This is a genomic window from Streptomyces coeruleofuscus (assembly GCF_039532725.1).
GTDB lineage: Bacteria > Actinomycetota > Actinomycetes > Streptomycetales > Streptomycetaceae > Streptomyces > Streptomyces coeruleofuscus.
Window position 1 is genome coordinate 167,401 of the sequence record NZ_BAAASE010000012.1, and the last position, 18,208, is coordinate 185,608.

General features: G+C 72.6%; 15 protein-coding genes and 1 pseudogene. 3 read left to right on the forward strand and 13 right to left on the reverse strand.

The genetic code is table 11. The features are described 5' to 3' along the window. Positions 1-2 precede the first annotated feature (2 nt). The 5 genes and pseudogenes from ABFX81_RS35685 to ABFX81_RS35705 all read right to left on the reverse strand — a co-directional run bounded on the left by ABFX81_RS35685 (position 3) and on the right by ABFX81_RS35705 (position 4,633). Entirely contained in the window at positions 3-1,859 is a 1,857-nt protein-coding gene (locus ABFX81_RS35685; RefSeq protein ID WP_346139229.1) for an HSP90 family protein, read from the reverse strand. 154 nt (positions 1,860-2,013) lie between these two features. Next, positions 2,014-3,000 carry a hypothetical protein gene (locus ABFX81_RS35690; protein WP_086852566.1) on the reverse strand — a complete coding sequence of 329 codons (987 nt, stop codon included), beginning with the start codon at positions 2,998-3,000 and terminating at the stop codon, positions 2,014-2,016. Between the two features lie 93 nt (positions 3,001-3,093). Continuing rightward, a pseudogene (locus ABFX81_RS35695) lies at positions 3,094-3,290 on the reverse strand (DUF2267 domain-containing protein); the annotation flags it as partial. A gap of 38 nt (positions 3,291-3,328) precedes the next feature. Then, positions 3,329-3,898 (reverse strand): nucleotide exchange factor GrpE, encoded by a 570-nt coding sequence (grpE, locus tag ABFX81_RS35700; protein ID WP_086852560.1) that lies wholly within the window; start codon positions 3,896-3,898, stop codon positions 3,329-3,331. A gap of 264 nt (positions 3,899-4,162) precedes the next feature. Beyond that, positions 4,163-4,633: a MarR family transcriptional regulator gene (locus ABFX81_RS35705; RefSeq protein WP_086852562.1), complete on the reverse strand. Its 471-nt coding sequence runs from the start codon at positions 4,631-4,633 to the stop codon at positions 4,163-4,165. Positions 4,634-4,708: 75 nt separating this feature from the next. Here ABFX81_RS35705 and ABFX81_RS35710 point away from each other — a divergent pair, with 75 nt between their 5' ends. Beyond that, entirely contained in the window at positions 4,709-5,191 is a 483-nt protein-coding gene (locus ABFX81_RS35710) for an ester cyclase (RefSeq protein ID WP_086852564.1), read from the forward strand. A gap of 69 nt (positions 5,192-5,260) precedes the next feature. On the opposite strand, the gene ABFX81_RS35715 is transcribed toward ABFX81_RS35710, so the two are convergent. The 5 genes from ABFX81_RS35715 to ABFX81_RS35735 form a co-directional block, all read right to left on the reverse strand. Beyond that, a complete protein-coding gene (locus ABFX81_RS35715) occupies positions 5,261-6,697 on the reverse strand; it encodes a polysaccharide deacetylase family protein (protein WP_346139230.1) in 1,437 nt (478 codons plus the stop codon). Positions 6,698-6,892: 195 nt separating this feature from the next. After that, positions 6,893-10,624 carry an nSTAND1 domain-containing NTPase gene (locus tag ABFX81_RS35720; protein ID WP_346139231.1) on the reverse strand — a complete coding sequence of 1,244 codons (3,732 nt, stop codon included), beginning with the start codon at positions 10,622-10,624 and terminating at the stop codon, positions 6,893-6,895. 236 nt (positions 10,625-10,860) lie between these two features. Then, the gene (gene melC2 / locus ABFX81_RS35725) at positions 10,861-11,682 is read right to left on the reverse strand and encodes a tyrosinase MelC2 (RefSeq protein ID WP_086848734.1); all 822 of its coding nucleotides are present in this window, start codon (positions 11,680-11,682) and stop codon (positions 10,861-10,863) included. A gap of 31 nt (positions 11,683-11,713) precedes the next feature. Continuing rightward, positions 11,714-12,079 carry an apotyrosinase chaperone MelC1 gene (gene melC1, locus ABFX81_RS35730; RefSeq protein ID WP_086848732.1) on the reverse strand — a complete coding sequence of 122 codons (366 nt, stop codon included), beginning with the start codon at positions 12,077-12,079 and terminating at the stop codon, positions 11,714-11,716. 359 nt (positions 12,080-12,438) lie between these two features. Beyond that, the gene (locus ABFX81_RS35735; protein ID WP_086848731.1) at positions 12,439-14,163 is read right to left on the reverse strand and encodes a cholesterol oxidase substrate-binding domain-containing protein; all 1,725 of its coding nucleotides are present in this window, start codon (positions 14,161-14,163) and stop codon (positions 12,439-12,441) included. A 153-nt stretch (positions 14,164-14,316) separates the two neighbouring features. Between ABFX81_RS35735 and ABFX81_RS35740 the strand changes: the two genes are divergently transcribed. Next, the gene (locus ABFX81_RS35740) at positions 14,317-15,300 is read left to right on the forward strand and encodes an aldo/keto reductase (RefSeq protein WP_086848729.1); all 984 of its coding nucleotides are present in this window, start codon (positions 14,317-14,319) and stop codon (positions 15,298-15,300) included. Between the two features lie 27 nt (positions 15,301-15,327). Here the strand turns inward: ABFX81_RS35740 and ABFX81_RS35745 are convergent, their stop codons facing one another. Beyond that, a complete protein-coding gene (locus ABFX81_RS35745) occupies positions 15,328-15,675 on the reverse strand; it encodes a hypothetical protein (RefSeq protein ID WP_086848727.1) in 348 nt (115 codons plus the stop codon). A 347-nt stretch (positions 15,676-16,022) separates the two neighbouring features. Here ABFX81_RS35745 and ABFX81_RS35750 point away from each other — a divergent pair, with 347 nt between their 5' ends. Next, the gene (locus tag ABFX81_RS35750; RefSeq protein ID WP_086848726.1) at positions 16,023-16,520 is read left to right on the forward strand and encodes a DUF6328 family protein; all 498 of its coding nucleotides are present in this window, start codon (positions 16,023-16,025) and stop codon (positions 16,518-16,520) included. Between the two features lie 87 nt (positions 16,521-16,607). Here the strand turns inward: ABFX81_RS35750 and ABFX81_RS35755 are convergent, their stop codons facing one another. Both ABFX81_RS35755 and ABFX81_RS35760 read right to left on the reverse strand, forming a co-directional pair. After that, positions 16,608-17,033, reverse strand: coding sequence for an SsgA family sporulation/cell division regulator (locus tag ABFX81_RS35755; protein WP_086848725.1), 426 nt, complete (start codon positions 17,031-17,033; stop codon positions 16,608-16,610). A 65-nt stretch (positions 17,034-17,098) separates the two neighbouring features. Further along, positions 17,099-18,130: a hypothetical protein gene (locus ABFX81_RS35760; protein ID WP_346139232.1), complete on the reverse strand. Its 1,032-nt coding sequence runs from the start codon at positions 18,128-18,130 to the stop codon at positions 17,099-17,101. Between the last annotated feature and the right edge of the window lie 78 nt (positions 18,131-18,208).

An 18,208-nucleotide genomic window follows, 5' to 3' on the forward strand; every position in this document is an offset into this window, starting at 1 on the left:
CGTCAGCTGTCCTTGCGGAGGGCGTGGGCGAGAAGGTCGAGGAAGGAGCGGTTGATGAGGCTCGACTCGGCGGGCCTGAGCGGGCGCCGGGACAGCATCGCGGCCTGCCCGTAGAGGGCTTCGGCGCTGGTACGGGCCAGCTCGGGCTCGTCGATGGCGACGGCGGCGCGGACCAGCGGGTTGAGCTGGTTGAGGATCAGCTGGGCCCGCGGTGCCTCCTGGCGCAGGGCGCCGAGGATGTCGCCCCACAGGCCGCCCTGCTGCTCGCGGGCCAGCTGGGAGCGGGTGCGCTCGTGCCGGGCCTCGCGGCTGTCGACGAGGAGGGCGGGGGCGTTGGCGGGCTGGAAGGTGCGCAGCGCGACGTCGCAGTCGAAGACGGCGAGGGCGTCGCGGGCCAGCGCGAGGTAGGCCGCGGCGGCCAGTTCCGTCTCCCGGTCGACGGGGTCGAGGTGGGCGGTGAGGGTCGCCGGGTCGAGGTCGGCGACAGTCGCCTCGGGCCTGATCTCGGGCAGCCGGTGGACCAGGTCGCGGTCGTAGGTGTAGCCGCCGTTGACGACGCCGAGCCCGGCGGCCGAGGCGATCGCGGCGACCTGCCGGAACTCTTCCACGCTCGACGTCACGAGCACGGTGCGGTGGGTGCGCGCGAACTCGTCGAGGGTGGTGTGCCCGTCGGTGGTCTCGAACGGCAGCCAGGGCAGCAGCATCCGCAGGATCTCGTCGTCGTGCACGGCGAGCGACTTCACGGCCAGGTGGTGGGCCTGGAGGAAGCGGGCGAGCAGGTCCGGGTCGCTGGCGGCGGCCCGGGCGATCCACGCGCGCAGCCGCTCGGCGAGGGCGTCGCGGACGGCGGCGAGGGTGTCGTCCTCGTACAGGGACTCGCGGGAAGCCGTCGGGCGCAGACTCTCGGCGTCGACGACACAGCGGACGAAGAACGCCCACTCGGGCAGGATCTCCTCGGCCTGCTCGGACAGCAGCATGCCCTTGACGTGCACCCGGTGGCCGTGGCGGCGCCCGGCCGGCACCGCCTCGGGCAGCACGCACGCGATGCCCCTGAGGCCCACGGCCGGCAGGTCCAGCTCGATGGTGTCCAGCGGCTTGAACCCGAAGACCTCCTCGCCGTACGCGGCCAGCGCGCGGGAACGGGCTCCCGGTGTGGGGTACGTACGCGCCCAGGGCGCGGGCTCGGGGTTGACGGGCGCCCCCGGCTCACCCGGCCCGCTCGTGCCGTCGTCGAAGGTCACCGGGTGGCGCAGCAGGGAACCGAAGTGCCGGGCCAGCGCGTGCACCTGTGCCGGCCGGGTCCACTCGCCCGCGTCGGCGCGGGGCGTCAGTGTGACGGTGGTGCCGGGCCGGGGGCGGGCCGAGGCGGGCAGGGTGCGGACGGTGTAGCTGCCGTCGCCGCGCCCCCGCCACTCCACGGCGGGTGCGTCGGGGGTGCGGGCGGAGCGGCTCAGGACGTGGATCTCGTCCGCGACCAGGAAGCAGGAGAGCAGGCCGATGCCGAACTGGCCGATGAAGTCGCCGCGTTGCTCGGCGATCTTTTCGGCCCGCTTGCTGCTGCGGCCGATCGTGGCGAGGAAGGTGTGCACATCGGCCTCGGTGAGACCGACGCCGTCGTCCTCGACGCGTACCACCGAACCGTCGGCGTACAGACGGATGCCGAGGGTGCCGACGGGTAGGGCCGGTTCGAGGCCGTGCCGGGCGGTCAGCGCGTCCACCGCGTTCTGCATCAGCTCGCGCAGATAGACCTTGGGACTGGAGTAGAGGTGGTGGGAGAGGAGATCGACGAGGCCGCGCAGATCCACCTGGAAGGTGCGGTCGGCGCCGGCCGGGTTCGCGGCGGTGTCGGGCAGAGTCATCGGGCAGTCCGGAGTGGGAGAGGTGGCGGGCGGGGTCGGGGCCGACGCGCACTCAGGCGCGGCGGTGATGGTGAGCCGGAGCGTGCTCAGGCGCGGCGGTGATGGTGGGCCGGCGTGCGCTTGGACGCGGCGGTGATGGTGGGCCGGCGTGCGCTCAGGCGCGGCGATGGTGGCGGGCGAACTGCTTCTCGGGCTCCGCGAAGTAGGTCCAGGGCCAGCTGGTGTAGGCGCCGTCGAGCGTCTGGAAGACGCGGCGGACCGTGTGGCGCTCGCCGGCCAGCGACAGGGCCATGGCGAACATGTTGAAGTCCTGCTGCCAGCCCGGGCGGTACGCGTAGGCGGGGTGGAGGATGCTGTGGTCGGCCGCTTCCCGCAACTGCGCCCGGATCTCGGCGGTTTCGAGGTAGTCCCCGCGCTCCTCCTCGACCCACTCCTCGATGTACGCCATGGCGATCACGCAGCCGAGGCGATGCCCCTGCGGGGCGCGGGCGAGCGCCTCCTGCGCGAACGCCAGGGCCTGGCCCGGCTCGCCGCCCCAGCGCGGCTGCAACTGCGACACCCACTCCAGGTGCGTCTCCAGGTCCAGCGGGTCACGGCGCAGGGCGGCGTCGCGCCGGGCCTCGTTGACGGCGGGGCCCAGCGACATGCCCCGGCCGGACGTGAGGAGGCGGCGCCACGGGGTGACCCAGTCCGGCCGCAGTTCGGCGGCTTCGAGCAGCTGCTCCTCGGCGATGTGGAGCCGCTCGTGGAAGACGCGCCACTGCTCCTGCGTGACGTTCACGGCACGCGCGGCGGTGCGCGCCTCCCAGCCCCAGCTGATGTGGCGCGTCCCGGATATCAGCAGGGCCGTCGCCCGGTGCTCCTTGTCCTCTTCGACCGCCCGGCCGATCCAGTCCTGCACACCGTCCAAGTCGGCCAGCTCGCCGAGGACTTGATGGTCGCGGCCGAGATCGAAGGGGACCAGCGCCGCTTTCACCGCCTCCCAGTCACCCGCGTCGGCGGCCTCCACCAGCGCGAGCACCCGCGTGTCCCCGAGTGCGCGCAGCGTGTACATCCCGTGCTTCTGCCTGCGCGGGACGGGCAGGGCATGCGGATCCGCCACCGGTCTCTCCCCACCCCTGCCGAACAGCTTGCCGAACATGCCGCGCCCTCCCCTGATCCCACGTGATCGTTCGGTGCAGCATATGCGGCACCCATGACACCGCTTCCACAGGGTTTTCACCGGTGCATCACCGGCGATATCGGCCCTGCCGGACAGGACGGCATAGCCGGAGGGGAGCGGGCTGAGGATCTGGTTCAGCTCGCCGCCGCTGACCGCGTCGGCCAGGGCCGTCAGGACGGCGCCGGCGTCCCACTCAGCGGTGCGGGGCCGGGCGTCGCCGATACGCTCGCGACCCTGCGGTAGAACTCCTCGATCCCGAAGCTCTCGGCGTTGTCCACCTCGCCGGGCTGATCCTCTGGGCGCACGCTCAAGACGGCTTCGGTGACCTTCGACGCTTCCTGGCCGCGATGGGGAAGGGCCGCGCGCCGCCGTCGGTGGAAGGCCGTACGCCCCGGTCGCCCTCGTGCGCGTTCCTCGCGGGCGGAGCCGGCCCCGCGACCTCCACGTGGGCCGGTCGCAGCAGATGGTCGCCGAGGCGGTAGCCGGACCGGAGGACGGCCGAGCAGACCAGGTGGTCCCTGTCGGGGGAGGCGTGGTGCGCCAGGGCGTCGTGGCAGGCGGGATCGAACGGATCACCCACCTCACCGAACGACGTGACACCCAGCGCGCCGAGCTGCTCCCTCAGGCTGTCGGCGATGTCCTCCAGGCCGGGCGTGAGCGGCTCGTGCGCGCACGCCCGGTCCACCGCGTCCAGCACGGGCAGCAGCGCCCGGAGCACGTTGGCCACCGCGATCTCGCGTACGGCCAGGCGGTCCCGCCGGACCCGCTTGCGGTAGTTGTCGTACTCGGCCTTCACCCGCTGAAGATCGGCGGTCCGCTCCTCCACCAGGCGCCGCAGCTCCGCCAATTCGGTCGCCTGCGGCCCGCTCCCGGTCATCGTCAGCCGGCCTCCCGCTTGTCATCGTCGACGATCTCGGCGTCCACAGCGTCGTCCTCGGACGAGCCGCCGGCCGTAGCGTCGCCCGCGGCGGCACCAGTGTCACCCGCGGGCTGCCCGGCCCGCGACTTTTCGTACAGCGCAGTGTCGATCCTCCGCGCGGCCCGCACCGTACGGCCGATCGCCTGCCGCGTCGCCGCGGTGTCCTCTCCCTTTGGCTTCTCCTTCAGTACGCCGCGCGGCGTACGGCGGCTCGGCGCTTGGTCAGCTTTCCCGGATGCGTGCGGTCTGTTCGGTGCCGACGTCGGTGACGCGTCGCAGATAGCGTTCGATCACGGCGAGTTCATCGTCGGTGAAGTCGTCCAGGGCTTGGTCGAAGGCCCTGCCGGGTGCCTCCCAGGCGGCCTCGATGTGTGGGGTGCGCGCTGTGGTGAGGGAGACGAGTGTCTTGCGCCGGTCGTGGGTGTCGGGTCGGCGTTCTACCAAGCCGGCCTTCTCCAGCCGGTCCACCAGGCGGGTGGCCGCCCCGGAGGTCAGCCCGGTCAGTTTCGCGATCTCGCCGGTGGTGTGCGGGCCGGGCTCCAGGCCGAGCAGGCTCACACACTGAAGGTCTGTGGGATGCAGGCCGAGCTGTTCGGCCAGGGCCTGGTTGAAGAGGGTGTAGGCGGCGTGGTGGCGCCGGGCTGCCGCGGTGACCGCCGCGACCGCCGCCGCGCGGGTCGTCCGTTCCGGCATGAAAGTCACCCCCTGATTCCTTACCCGTGAATAACTGTGTTGCGCAGATGTTGCATGATGCAGCATCTTTCTATCATGACCACCCGAGAAGAACCCACAGCTCCACACAGCCGCGAGCAGATGCGCGCCCTCTACGACCGCTGGAGCCGGATGTGGCGTGGCGACTTCCGCCATGCCGAGGACATCCTCGCCCCCGGTTTCCTCGTCCATCAGGCACGCCCCGACGGCAGCGACTCCGAGGCGGTCACCGGCCCGGCGCGGCTGCTGCCCGAGATCGAGCAGACCATGGCCGCCTTCGGCGGCATCGCCATCACCGTCGACCTCGGACCGATCATCGACGGAGACCTGATCGCCGCGCGGTGGACCATGCGCGCCACCTACACCGGCGGCATCCCGCACGCCACCGCCCCCGTCGGCACGAAGATCTCCTTCAGCGGCCACGACATCCTGCGCGTCGCCGACGGCAGGTTCGTCGAGTACTGGACCTGCACCGACATCCTCGACGGCCTGACCCAGCTCGGCGCCGTCTCCGGCCCCAACGGACCCGCTCAGCACTGAGCGGGCAGCCCGGCACGGGCTGCGGTTCGCAGCGCGTGCCGGGCTGGCCTGACGCGGCCCGGCCCGGCGTCACAGCGTGGCGCGAAGGTGGCTGACGGTGACGAAGTGGTAGCCGCGGGCGGTGAGGGTGCGCAGGATCCGGGGAACCGCTGCGACCGAGGTGGGGTGGATGTCGTGCAGGAGGACGACGTCGTTGGGCTGGGCCTTGGCGATGACGGTCCGGGCCACCTTGGCGGGGTCGCGGTACTTCCAGTCCTCGGTGTCGACGTCCCACAGCACCGGCGAGAGGGCGGTGGCGGCCCTGACGGTGCGGTTGACGGCGCCGTAGGGCGGACGGAAGAGGGTGGGGGTCTTGCCGGTGGCGGCCTTGATGGCGGCGCTGGTGCGGTTGAGCTGGGAGGCGACCTGCTGCGCGGTGAGCCGGGTGAGGTCGGGGTGGTTCCAGGAGTGGTTGCCGATCTCGTGGCCGGCCTTCGCCTCGGCGCGGACGAGGTCGGGGTGGCTGGCGACGTTCTGGCCGACGGTGAAGAAGGTGACGCGCGCCTTGTATCGGGCGAGGTGGCTCAACAGGGTCGCGGTCTCGGGGACGGCGGGTCCGTCGTCGAAGGTCATGGCGATGCACTTGACCTTCTTGCAGTCGGTGTCGTCGTCACCGGAGGCGGTGTGGGTGGGGACGGCCGGGGCGGGGACGTGGGGCGCGCCGAGGTCGAGTGAACGGCTGGGGCTCATGGTCTGCTGTTGGGCGCGCTTGCCGAAGGCGGACAGCCACGGCGTGATCGTCTTCTTGGGGATGGTCACCGTCAGGGCCCCGGCGGCCGGAACGCCCACGTCGCCGCGGTCGAAGTGCACCCGCAGGCCGCCGTCGGCGGTGAAGGCCATGTCGTCCAGGGCGACGTCGCGGCTCTCCGGGGCGGAGAACGTGTCGTCCAGGCCGGCGGCATCCACGCCCTCCCGGTCCTTGAGCTGGTCCTTCAAGGCGGCGAGGAAGGGCTCCCGGGAGCCGTCGTCGACGAGCCCGAGTGCCGTGCGGTAGGCGCCGGCCTTGCCGTCGTACCAGTACGTCCTGGCGGACAGCCCGTCGGCCGCCGCACTCTGGTCCTGGGTGGTGAGGCGGACGCCGAGCACGTCGCCGGAGGCGACGAGGAACTGGTGGCTGATGTTGAACTCGCGGCCGTCCGCGCCGCCCGAACCCGTGCACGCCCCCGAGCGGAAGGATGTCATGCGCCGCTCCACGTCCTTCTTCATCGCGGCCGTCATCGCCTCCGCGCCCGGCACGTCCGGGTAGCTGGTCGCGAACGGGCAGGAGCTGTCCTCGCTGCTGTCGTTGACGATCTCCAGGCCCTTGATCTTCGACGGGTCGACCGTCCGCACCGGGGACGGCGACGAGCCGGGCCGTGCGCCGTCGGGTGACGTGACCGGGGGCTCGGACGTCCCGTGCGCACAGGCTGCCGTGAGGGTGAGCGAGCCGAGCAGCAGGAGGGAAGGGAGCAGGGGGCGAGAGCGCATGTGACCAGAACCCGAGGAGAGAGGACCTTCCGGGCGTCGCGGACCGGACGCCGGCCGGCCGCCGCGTCGGAGGGACGCCGACGGCCGTTGTGGTCTCTGATCGTTCTGGTCGGGGGCGTTTTTCAGCGAGGCCCGGGGTCACTGTGAACAATTCCGAGGCCGCCCCGATGGGGTTTTGTCCCCTTTCGCGAGTGTTCAGGGTTTCGGTGGGCAGACCTGCCGGTACGGCGCGTCGGGGACGTACCGCTGCCACTGCGCCCGGGTCAGCCCGCCACCGGCGCGTTCGCAGACGGCGCGGACGGCCGCGTCGGGGGCGATGGGGTGACGTTGCAGCACCACGTTCGGGCCCGTGGCGTAGACCGTGCCGTCGTCCCGGCCGAAGGCGAGGGAGCGGATCTCGTCCCCGGGCGTGGGCAGGTCGCCGCCGAGGAGCCGCTGGCCGGCGGTGTCCCAGAGGCGGAGGGTGCCGCGGGCTCCTCCGACGGCGAGGGTGCGGCCGTCGGAGGAGAAGGCCAGTGCGCCCACGGCCTCGGTCTGGCTGCTCGGGGCCGTGTCCGCGGTGCCGGTCAGGACACCCGTGGTGTGCCTCAGGTCGCCGTCCCAGAGGGTCACGTGCCCGGTGGTGTCGCCGACGGCGAGCCGGGTGCCGTCGGGACTGAAGGCGAGCGCGGTCACCTCGCGGCCGTCGGCGAGCGCCCACCCGGTGACCTTGCCGGAGGGGACGTCGGCGTACTGGTCGGCGGAGCCGACGAGCAGCCGTCCGTCCGGCCGCACGGCCACGGCCTGCCCGAAGAGGCCCTGAAGGGATTTCGTGCTGTGGTGGGTCCGGGTGTCCCAGACCTCCGCCGCCTCGCCGTCGCCCGCGGAGCGCACGGCCACCACCGTGCGCCCGTCGGCGCCCAGGGCGAGCGCGGACACCGGGCGGTCGGCCGCTCCGGAGGCGGTGAAGACCGTACGGACCGTGTGGGCCCGTACGTCCCACACGGTGAAGCGCAGCCGCAGGGAGCCGTCCGAGGAGGTGGTGTCGGCGACGGCGAGCGCACGGCCGTCCGGGCTGAAGGCCAGCAGCGGGGTCTCATCGCCGGTGGCACTCGGCAGGGGGCCGAGCGTGCTCCGGGCGAGGACGGCGCCGGTGCCGGTGGAGCGCAGTGCGAGGCGGTAGGCGTTCCCCGACCGAGTGGCGGTGGCGAGGGTGGTGCCGTCCGGGCCGAGGAGCGTGGCGTCGGCCGGGGTGCTCTGCCAGGGGGCGGCGAGGCGGTCGGTCAGGTCGAAGGTGTGGACGGTGGCGCGGTCGAGGTAGCGCAGGACCCGGCGGCCGTGGTCCGGGGTCCACGTCAGGCCCCTGACCTCCGCGCCGGCCAACGGCCGGTGGAAGACCTGCCCGCCGCCGGCCGCCAGCCGCCAGACGGAGAACTCCTGGTCGTCGGCCGTGGCGAGGAACTCCCCGTCGGGCGAGAGGTCTGCCTGGGCGAAGCCGGTGGTGCCGCCGCTGGCGAAGTCGGCGACGACACGCCCACTGCCGACGTCCCAGACGGTGGCCGCCGTCCCGTGGACCGAGGCCAGCCGCCGGCCGTCCGCGCTGAAGCGCAGCAGCCGGTCCCCGCCGTCGGCTCCCGAACCGGTGCCGCACACGGTCTTGTCCGCCTTCTGCCAGGCGCCGGGCACCTGCCTGCCGCGCACGGTGTCCCACACCTGGGGCGGAGCTTCGGCAGGGCAGAGAGCGGCCAGACGCCCGCCCTGGCCGAGGGCCGTCGTGGTGATACTGCGGGAGACACCGGTGGTGAAGAGGACCTTGCCGTTCTCCGTCCGGCGGACCTGCACCTGACCGGGCCCGTCGAACGGCTGGGTGAGGTACGCGTCTCCGGCGGGCGCGGTCGCCCCGAGCTCCGCATCGCCCAGATCGGCGGCCGACCTCCCCTCGGGGAGGTTCCACAGGGTGTCGCTGCCCGACCCGGTCAGGACGAGGAACCGCCCGTCCGGGCCGACGCCGGACGCCTCCGCGTCGCTCGGCAGGTGATAGGCGGCGGTACGGCGGTGCTCGGACACGTTCCAGGCGGTGACGCGGCCGCCGTCGGCCCTGAGCAGGGTGCGGCCCTGGTCGGTGAGGAAGCGCCGGACGTCCTGGCCGGTCTGGGGATCGGTGAAGGCGTCCCGTTCCGGCTGCGCGAGTGCGCCCAGCAGGGCTGATCGGGACTCGGTGAGCGGGGCGATCCGCCAGGCGGCGGCGCCGAGCAGGGAGGCGGTACGGGGGTCGGTGGCGCGCAGGCTCTCGGCGACGGTGGCCAGGCGGCGCGCGGCGGCCTTGGCGGCCTCCTCCTCGCCGACCCGGTCGCGCTGCCAGGCCACGATCCCCGCGGTCAGCGCGAGCACGAGGAACACGCAGAGACCGACGGCGAGGGCCCGTGTGCGTTGGGCGGTGCGTTTTCCGGCGTCCCGCTCGGCGTCACGGGCAGCGGCCGAGGCGGTCAGGAAGGCCCGCTCCAGCCGGGTGAGGTCGTCGGTGTCGTCCTTCTCCCGCTGCCTGCCGAACAGCTCCTCGGCGCGCTCCAGCCGCGACCCCCGGAACAGCGCGCCGGGGTCACGGTCCAGCTCCTCCCAGGCGCGGGCGGCCTCGCCGAGGACCCGCTGGGCGCGCAGCCGGTCCCGGCTCTCCTCGATCCAGCCGGCGAGGCGCGGCCACCCGGTGATCAGGGCTTCGTGGGCGAGTTCGACGGTGTCGCCGTCCAGGGTGACCAGGCGGGCGGCGGCCAGACGCTCCAGGACGTCGAGCTCACCCGTTTCCAGCTCGGACCGTGACGCCGGGCGGCGCGTGTCGGCCGCACGGTCCCCCGGGGCGATCAGCCGCAGCAGGATGCGCCGGGCCGTACGGGCCTGGCCCTCGTCCAGATCGCCGTAGACCTGCTCGGCCGTGGCGGCGATCGCCCCGCGCACGCCTCCCACCTCCTCGTACGCGGCCAGCGTCAGCGTGCGGCCCCGGCGGCGGCGCCAGGTCTCCAGCAGGGCGTGCGAGAGCATCGGCAGCGCACCCGGCCGGTCGCCGACCTCCTCGATGATCCGCGCGGTCAGCACGCGCTCCACGTTGAGCCCCGCCGTGGTGGCCGGGCCGGTGACGGCCTCCCGCAGCTCGTCCCCGCTCATCGGCCCGACCAGCAGGTTCGCGTGACTGACGGCCTCCGCCAGCTCCCGGTGCCCGGCACAGTGGCCGTAGAAGTCGCCGCGCACCGCGACCACGACCCGCAGGCGGCTCTCCGGCTCCCGCGCGCCGAGCAGCAGCCCCAGGAAACGGCCCCGCTCCTCGCGGTCGTGGCAGAGGGTGAACAGCTCCTCGAACTGGTCGACGATCACCCAGGTGTCCAGCTCACCGTCCTGGGGAAGCAGCGCCTGCCCATGCGTGTGGGCGGGCCGCTCGCCGGGGGTGAGGACCCGGACCACCGCCGGTCGGTCGGCGCCCGGGCCCTCCCGCAGCAGCGGGATGAGGCCGGCCCGCAGCAGCGAGGACTTGCCGCTGCCGGAGGGCCCGAACACCGCCGCGAACCGGTGCGCGCGGGCCAGGTGCAGCAGTTCGCGGGCCGGCGTCTCCCGGCCGAAGAACAGGTCGCTGTCGTCCGGTTCGAAGCGGGCCAGCCCCCGGTACGGAGCCCGCTCGTCGGCCGCGGGAGCGCGGAACTCGGCGTCCGCCTCCCGCCAGCGGGCCTCCCACTCGTCCGGGTCGGCGTCGAGGGCCTCCGCGTAGGCGCGCGCCACCGCCAGCGTCGGCAGCTGATCACCGGCCGCGGCCTGCGACAGCGCGGTCATGGAGTAACCCGCCCGTTCGGCCATCTCCCGGTACGGCGGCTTCCCGGCCTTCTCCCTCAGCAGGCGCAGGTCGTGCGCGAGGCGCTGCACCGGACCGGCGCTGGGGTCCACCGGCTTCTCGCGTCGACCCACCGGGTGGCACCTTTCGACCCTCGACCAGAAAATTCGGCCCTCGAACAAGAAAACGGAGCTCAACCTACGTTTTCACCCGCCCGCAGGCAATCCCGGTGGTGAGTCGGCTCCGCCCCCGGGCATTCCCGCGCGGTGGACCGCCCGGCCGCACTGATCTCGTCCCTCACTGCCGGCGCAGCAGGTCCGACATGCCCGGAGCGGGAACGACGAGTCCGGAATTTTCGACCCCCTGGGCGTCAGGCGTCGAACGTGTAGTGCGCCGTGTGATTCAGCAGATCCGCCGGGCTCGTGTCGTGCCAGGGCCTCATCGTCTCGCGCAGGTCGATCACGTTCGGCGTGCCCGCGGCCGGCAGGTAGCCGGAGCCCGGGTGCCGCCGCTGCCACTCGGCCCACAGCTTGTCGATGAACGCGTGGTGCAGCCAGAACACCGGGTCGTTGGGGGACACCCCGGTGGCCATCTGCCCGCCGACCCACACATGGACGCGGTTGTGCAGGTTGACGCCCCGCCACCCTTCGAGGTGATTGCGGAAACCGTCCGAGGCGCTGTTCCAGGGCGCCATGTCGTACGTGGGTATCGACAGTACGGACTCGACCTCGGCCGGCGTCGGCAACTGACGCCCCCCGCCACCGAGGGACCGCCGCAGGAACGTACGGCCGTCGACCCGCACATTGATCGGCCAGTTCCCTGAGGACGCGGAGAACGGCCCGTCCGTCACCCGGCCGTCCCGCTCGCGCCCGGTGCCCCCGAGGAAGTCGGGCGCCCACAGCGAGGCGCGCGGCGAACGGTCGACGCTCCAGTCCCAGTACGGCAGCGCCACCGACGCGTCCACCGACTGCAACGCCCGCTCGAACTCCAGGAGGAATCTTCGGTGCCAGGGCAGGAAGGACGGTGAGCGGTGCCCCGTCCGCTCGCCGTCGTCGGTGTCGGAGACGATGAACGCGTTGTGCGTCGTGACGAATTCGTCGTAGCGGCCGCTGCGCTTCAACTCCAGGAGCGCGGCGACAAAACGCCGCTTCTCGTCGGCGGTCAGGGCGGACTGGTTCTTGCGGACGGTCATGCGCGGTGCTCCAGATGCCTTGCGTGAGGGGTCAGTTGGCGGGGAAGGGCAGCAGTGGCGCGCCCTGGAGCTCGTCCACGGCGGCGCGGGCGGCGGCGCGCGGCGTGGGCACCGGGTCGTAGTGGCTGACGACGCTGATCCAGGTGCCGTCGGCGTTGCGCATCACGTGCAGTTCCACACCGTCCACGAACACCGCGTATCCGGCGCCGTGGTGGTGATGACCGGCTCCGGCGGCCGGGCGGCCCTGTATCCGGCGGCCCTTGTAGACCTCGTCGAAGGTCCCGTGGGAGTCGTGGTGCCCGGCGGCCGTGGCCGGGGTGCTTGCCGACCAAGTCCCCGCGGTCGTGGCGACGACGGCCGCGGCGGTGAGCGCACGGCGACGGCTGAGTTCCGGCATGCGGGTCTCCTGAGTTCGTTCGGCTGATGACCACACATGCCTATCGGCCCGCCCGGTACCGGGAGAAATCCACGCGAGCCGGTTGGCTGCGAATCGGGCAAGTCACCTTATGCCGTGCAAGGTTGAACGAAGATGATCTTGTCGCGAGCGGTGTCCTGGCGGGTGCGGAAGGGGAAGTTCCGCCCGCGAGGCGTGCTGTGACGGATGTTTCTCCCCGTGCGGTCCGCTGCCCGTGGTTCGCGTCACGCCGAGAAGGTGACGCGATTCGGCCGTCCGGCCGATGACGCTGAGCGCGGCCCGCTTCAGCGCCCAGTGGTACGAGAACCTCCCGCGCTACGACAGGCGCCGGGGTGAGGCGCTCACTCCTCGGCGCCCTGCCCGAACAGCCGGTCCAGGAAGGCGTTGCCGTAGACGCGGTGCGGGTCCAGCCGGTCCAGCACCGCGTCCGCCTCGGCCCACTCGGCCGGACCGACCGCGGCCGGCACCACCGAGCCCAGTACCTCCTCGTCGCTCCACACCCCGTCGTCCGTGTACGCCCACCCCTTGGACCACTCGACCCGGGTCAGGGCGGACCCGCCGTCGTACGCGCGCAGCAGGAACCGCTCGATCTCGCGCAGGAATGCCTCCGCGTCCGGCGTGCCCGGCAGCGTCAGGATGTCCAGCCACACGGCCGTGTCCCACTCGGGGTGGTCGGCGCGCGGCCGGAGCGCGGACAGCAGCGGCGGACGGGCCCCGGACACCCCGGAGTCGCCCGGGTCGTCAAGGCCGGTCACCCGGATCTCCACCGAGCCGTTGACCGGGAAGCTGCCCCGGGCCGCGTACGCCGTCAGCCGCTCCCGGTAGAACGCGGCGAACTCGGAGACGACCTTCTGCACCCGGTCCCTGGAGGTGAGCACGGCGTAACCGTTCGCGTGGACCCGCAGGGTGGTCGGCTTCAGATAGAGCAGCGTGTTCTTGGAAGGTCCCCAGATGTCGCCCGACAGTGTCGCCACCAGCCCGAGCGCGGCCGCTTCGTACTGCGCGGTGCCGAGCACCGGCGCCAGGTACCAGGCCGCCTCCGACGTCATACGGCCCACCAGCTCCGCCACCGGGGTCGGGACGTTGTCGGAGAAGGGGTAGTTGTACGGCCGCCTCACGTGCCGTGAGGTCAGCGGCCGGGTGGGGGAGACGCTCCACACCTTCAGCCATGGATGCTCGGTGAAGGCGAACCAGATGGCCTCGACCCGCCCGGCCTCCTCCAGGAAGTCCGCGAACGTGCGCCCGTTCCCGGAGCCGGGTGCGGCGAACAGTTCGCCGGCCGGGATGTCCGTACGGCTCACGCACCGCAGGTTGGGGTTCGCGCCCGCCCGCAGCACCACCTCGGTCACCAGGGACCGCCCGAGATGGGTCAGCAGCGCGGCGCTGTCCCCCTCGTCACGGTGGAACGTGCGCAGCGCGTACGCGCCGGCGCGGGAGTCCCACACCACGGCCGTGAGCGACAGGATGAGATTGCTCAGCGAGCCGTACGTGTGCCCCGGCAGGCGTCGCTCGCCCCGTGCGGGGACGGCGGTGCCGTGCGCGTCGATCGCCAGGGCGCCGCCCAGCGTGAGGACGCCCGGAGCGGGAGCCGCTGTGACACCGAGGCCGTGCTCCTCCAGGAAGGTGAGCAGGGCTTCCATGGTCACGCCGGTGCCGGCGCGCACGGCGGCCGGCGAGTCCAGGGCGAGGCCGGTGAGGTGGGGCGCGGTGTCGACGAGGAGGACGGGCGCGCCGGACGGCGTCCCCTCCGTCACCGTCAGGGGCGACCAGCCGTGCGAGGCGCCCCGGGCGCGCACCCGCCAGCCGTGCCGCCAGGCCCAGTTGACGACGTCGACCACCTGGCCCGGACTTCCCGGCGCACAGGCCCACAGCCCGTCGGCGGTGATCTCGCCGACCCAGTTCCGGTACGCCGAGCGGTACAGCGCGACGTCCGCCGGGAAGTCCGGCAACTCCGCCGCGGCGGCGGCCGGATCCGCCGGCAGCCCCGGCACCGCGGCCAGCGCCGCCGCGGTGAGGAGGAAACTCCGGCGCGACCAACGCGCCCCGTCCGACGGAATGTTGCTCACTGAACCGGTTGTCACGTCCAGCCACGCTAGGGGCCCGTTGACACGTGACGCGTTCCTGTCGACTCTATTCACTCGTGTGAGTGAATCCGGCGGGGTCGGCGGCCCGGATCCGGACGGTCCGCGCGCGGCCGTGACGGATGACAGACTGACGCCATGGACGAGCGCACATTCGACAGGTCGGGTCAGCACGCTTCCGTCGTCGGTCTCGGCACGTGGCAGCTGGGTGCCGACTGGGGGGACGTCGACGACAAGGAAGCCCTCGCGGTACTGGAGGCGGCGGCCGAGGCCGGGGTGACCTTCTTCGACACCGCCGACGTGTACGGCGACGGCCGCAGCGAGCAGACCATCGCCGCGTTCCTCAGCGGCAGGCCGGACCTGCACGTGATGGTCGCCACCAAGATGGGCCGCCGGGTCGACCAGATCCCCGAGAACTACGTGCTCGACAACTTCCGCGCCTGGAACGACCGCTCCCGGCGCAACCTCGGCGTCGACCGTATCGACCTGGTGCAGCTGCACTGCCCGCCGACGCCCGTCTACTCCACGGACGAGGTGTTCGACGCCCTCGACACCCTGGTCGAGGAGGAGCGGATCGCCGCGTACGGCGTCAGCGTCGAGACCTGCGCGGAGGCGCTGACCGCGATCGCCCGGCCGAACGTGGCGAGCGTGCAGATCATCCTCAACCCGTTCCGCATGAAGCCCCTGCGCGAGGTGCTCCCGGCCGCCCGCGAGGCGGGCGTCGGCATCATCGCCCGCGTCCCTCTGGCCTCCGGCCTGCTGTCGGGCAAGTACACGCGGGACACGGTCTTCCCGGAGAACGACCACCGCACCTACAACCGGCACGGCGAGTCCTTCGACGTGGGCGAGACCTTCTCCGGCGTCGACTACGTCACCGGTGTCGAGGCGGCCGCCGAGTTCGCCTCGCTCGCCCCCGAGGGCTGCACCCCGGCCCAGCTGGCCCTGCGCTGGATCATCGACCAGCCCGGCGTCACGACCGTGATCCCCGGCGCCCGCTCACCCGAGCAGGCCCGCGCCAACGCGGCCGCCGCCCGCCTGCCGGAGCTGTCCGGCGAGACGCTGACGGCGATCCGCGACCTCTACGACCGGAGGATCAAGGACCAGGTCGAATCCCGCTGGTAGGCGAGGTCTCGACACGGCACCAAGGGCTCACGGCACCAGGAGCAGCTGCCTCTCCTGTTCCTGGTCGCCGGAGGCGGCACCGTCGTCGCGGGCCGTGAAGGCCCGGGTGAGCGTGTCGCTCGCGCGCCGCACCGCCTCGGGTGCGCCCTGCACGGTGACGGTCACCGGGGCGGACAGACGCTCGGCCCCCGCCCCGGCATCACTCGCGGGACTCGCGTCCGTGCCGCCGTCGAAGGTCGCCATGTGCACCGTCGCGTTCTCGTCGGCGGGAAGCTCGTCCGGCGCCCCGAACGTACCTTCCAGGGCCCGGACGACCGCTCGTGCGTCGTCGGCGCCCCCGCCGCTGAGCGTGACGGTGAGCTGCGTACCGGACATGCGTCCACGACCTCCTCGGGCTGTGCTTCAGTCGCCGTCCGTGTAACCGTCCGCTGATCGGTCAAACCGCCTGGGGGGTGTCCGCAAAGTCCCGTCGTCCGCCCGGAGGGCGGGCCCCGCGACGTCCGGTGCGTGCTCTGGGGGTGCCCCCGGCCGAAGGCTGGGGGAGTGCCGGGCGGACGCCCGCGTACTGGTTGTACGCGGGTGTTCGCACGGTGCGGCGAGAGTGCGTGCCGGGCGTCGCGGGGCAGGCGGGACTTTGCGGACACCCCCCAGGGGCCGGGACGACGGCCGCTTACGGGGAACACGCGTGAGAGAAGCACTCACGTCTCACCCGGGGAGGACCAGTGGCCGACACGGCAGAGGGCGCGCCGAGGCGCCGTGGGCGCAACGAGACGGAGGAGGAGAGAGCGGACCGGATGTGGCAGGAGCTCATCCAGGAGGTCCGCGTGGCCCAGATGGGCGTGCAGATCCTGTTCGGCTTCCTGCTCACGGTGGTGTTCACCGAGAAGTACGACGACCTGACCGACACGGACCAGACGATCTACCTCGTGACGGTCGTCCTCGGCGCGTGCGCGACCGGGGCGCTCATCGGACCGGTGTCCCTGCACCGCCTCGTCTCCGGGCGGCGCGTCAAGCCCCAGGCGGTGCGGCTGGCCTCCCGGCTCACACTGCTCGGCCTCGTGCTGCTGCTGGCCACGACGACCGCCTCGCTGCTGCTGATCCTGCGCGTGGCGACGCACGACGGCTTCGTGCCCTACCTCGTCGCCGGCGTGGTCGGCTGGTACCTGCTGTGCTGGTTCGTCCTGCCTCTGTGGACCCGGCACCGCCACACGTCGAAGTGACGGCCTGCGGTGGTGTCCGCCATCAGCACCACGGCGTGGGCGGGCGGCGGACAGCACGGCAGGTTCGTCAGCGGGAAACGCCCCTGGTCAGCCCCCGGCGATGACGTTCGCCAGGAAGTCGTCGACGCTGACTTCCTCGCGGCCCGGCGGGACCACTTCGTGGGTCTCGCGCAGGAACGCCGCGAACGCCGGTGCCCACGCGAACACCACCGCGTGGTGACGGCCGCCGTCGGGGCGGGCGTCACCGAGGAACTCCATGCGCAGCTCCTGCCACATGCCCAGCGACTCGGGACGCATCCGCACGTCCCCCACCCCGACCGGACGCCGCAGCCCCTCGCCGAGCATCTCGCGGTCCAGCTGCCAGCGGGCGAGGACACGGCCGTCGTGGCTGAAGACCACAGTGACGGCGAACGGGTCCGCGGCGTCGTAGCTCAGGTGGGCGAGCACGGAGAAACGGTCCGTGTCACCCGCCTGGAGCTGCACCACCAGGGTCTTGTGCACGAAGGAGTTCACGAGAGGGCCTCCGGAAGAACCAACCGACGTAGAGCCCTCTAGTACCCCCCACACGCACAAGATGCTCAGCCCTCCGGGTGATTCCCGCGGGCACCGCGCAGGGACTCGATGCACACGGCCACGGCCCGCTGGAGCTCCTCCAGGCGCTGGACCATGTCGTCCTCGTAGAACTCCCCGGCGTCGTCGAAGGTCAGCTCCTCGAACACCTTGGTCGCCTTCTGGAGGCTGCTGTAGAACTTCGTGCGCCGCTCCCGCACCCGCAGCGCCGGGTCGGTCTCGACGGTCTCGACGACGAGGGACTTCATGGTGTCGTACGCCTCGGCGGCCCACTCGCCGGCGTCCTCGTCCTCGTCCAGCTCGTCGATGAGCGACAGGTGCCGCTCGGCCTCCTGCCGGAGGTCGGCCGGCGCGTCCACGGTCTGCCCGGCGGGCGTCTTGATCTGCCCCGACTCGGCGATCTGGCGCACGTATCCGATCCGGTCCGCCGCCCTGCTCTCGCCGGCGACGGCCTTCTTCAGCTCGTCCGTGCGTACGACGTCACGGGCCAGCTCGGACTGGAGCTCCGGGTCCTCCCGGACGCGGTCCAGCAGGGCCTGGCGTGCCGCGCGGGCGGTGGCGGGGTCGGCGAGGATCGCGGCGCGCAGAGCGGTGGGGTTCTCCGCGACCTCCAGCGCCTTCGTGGGCCGGATGCCCTCCGCCTCGGCGGCCTCGGCGATGGCGGTGCCGCGCTCGGAGGTGGCGCCGGAGCGGGAGACGTAGTAGCTCAGCCACACGTCGGCGTCCGGAAGGTCCACTTCCTGCCCCGGCGTCAGGGCCTCGAAATGCGGGACCAGCCCGTCGTCGGCCGCCCGGTCCCACGCCTTGTAGTAGCGCATGACCCGCTCGGGGGAGCACCCGGCGAGTTCCGCGAACCCCTTCGCCGACACCTTCGGCGTCTCGTCCGATCCCTGCCCGCCGGGCCGCACGCTGCGCGCCACCTTCAGCCCGAAGGCCCACCCTCCGGTCCGGGCGTACGCCCCGAACTCCCGCGCGTCCCGCGCGATCGGTTCGCAGACGGGCGCCGGGGAGGTTTCGGGCGGGGTGATCGCTAGGGTCACGGACGACTCTCCTGAATAGGCTGGCCGGTTGAGTATGTGCAGGTCGGCAGCCTATACGTGCCCATGGCCCGGGTCGGC

Bases quoted from the DNA above. Each gene is read 5' to 3' on its own strand.
- ABFX81_RS35740 (WP_086848729.1), top strand. From the start codon at position 14,317: ATGGACGAGCGCACATTCGACAGGTCGGGTCAGCACGCTTCCGTCGTC.
- grpE (WP_086852560.1), bottom strand. From the start codon at position 3,898: ATGACCGGGAGCGGGCCGCAGGCGACCGAATTGGCGGAGCTGCGGCGC.
- ABFX81_RS35685 (WP_346139229.1), bottom strand. From the start codon at position 1,859: ATGACTCTGCCCGACACCGCCGCGAACCCGGCCGGCGCCGACCGCACC.
- ABFX81_RS35705 (WP_086852562.1), bottom strand. From the start codon at position 4,633: ATGCCGGAACGGACGACCCGCGCGGCGGCGGTCGCGGCGGTCACCGCG.
- ABFX81_RS35710 (WP_086852564.1), top strand. From the start codon at position 4,709: ATGACCACCCGAGAAGAACCCACAGCTCCACACAGCCGCGAGCAGATG.
- melC2 (WP_086848734.1), bottom strand. From the start codon at position 11,682: ATGACCGTCCGCAAGAACCAGTCCGCCCTGACCGCCGACGAGAAGCGG.
- ABFX81_RS35690 (WP_086852566.1), bottom strand. From the start codon at position 3,000: ATGTTCGGCAAGCTGTTCGGCAGGGGTGGGGAGAGACCGGTGGCGGAT.
- ABFX81_RS35745 (WP_086848727.1), bottom strand. From the start codon at position 15,675: ATGTCCGGTACGCAGCTCACCGTCACGCTCAGCGGCGGGGGCGCCGAC.
- melC1 (WP_086848732.1), bottom strand. From the start codon at position 12,079: ATGCCGGAACTCAGCCGTCGCCGTGCGCTCACCGCCGCGGCCGTCGTC.
- ABFX81_RS35715 (WP_346139230.1), bottom strand. From the start codon at position 6,697: ATGCGCTCTCGCCCCCTGCTCCCTTCCCTCCTGCTGCTCGGCTCGCTC.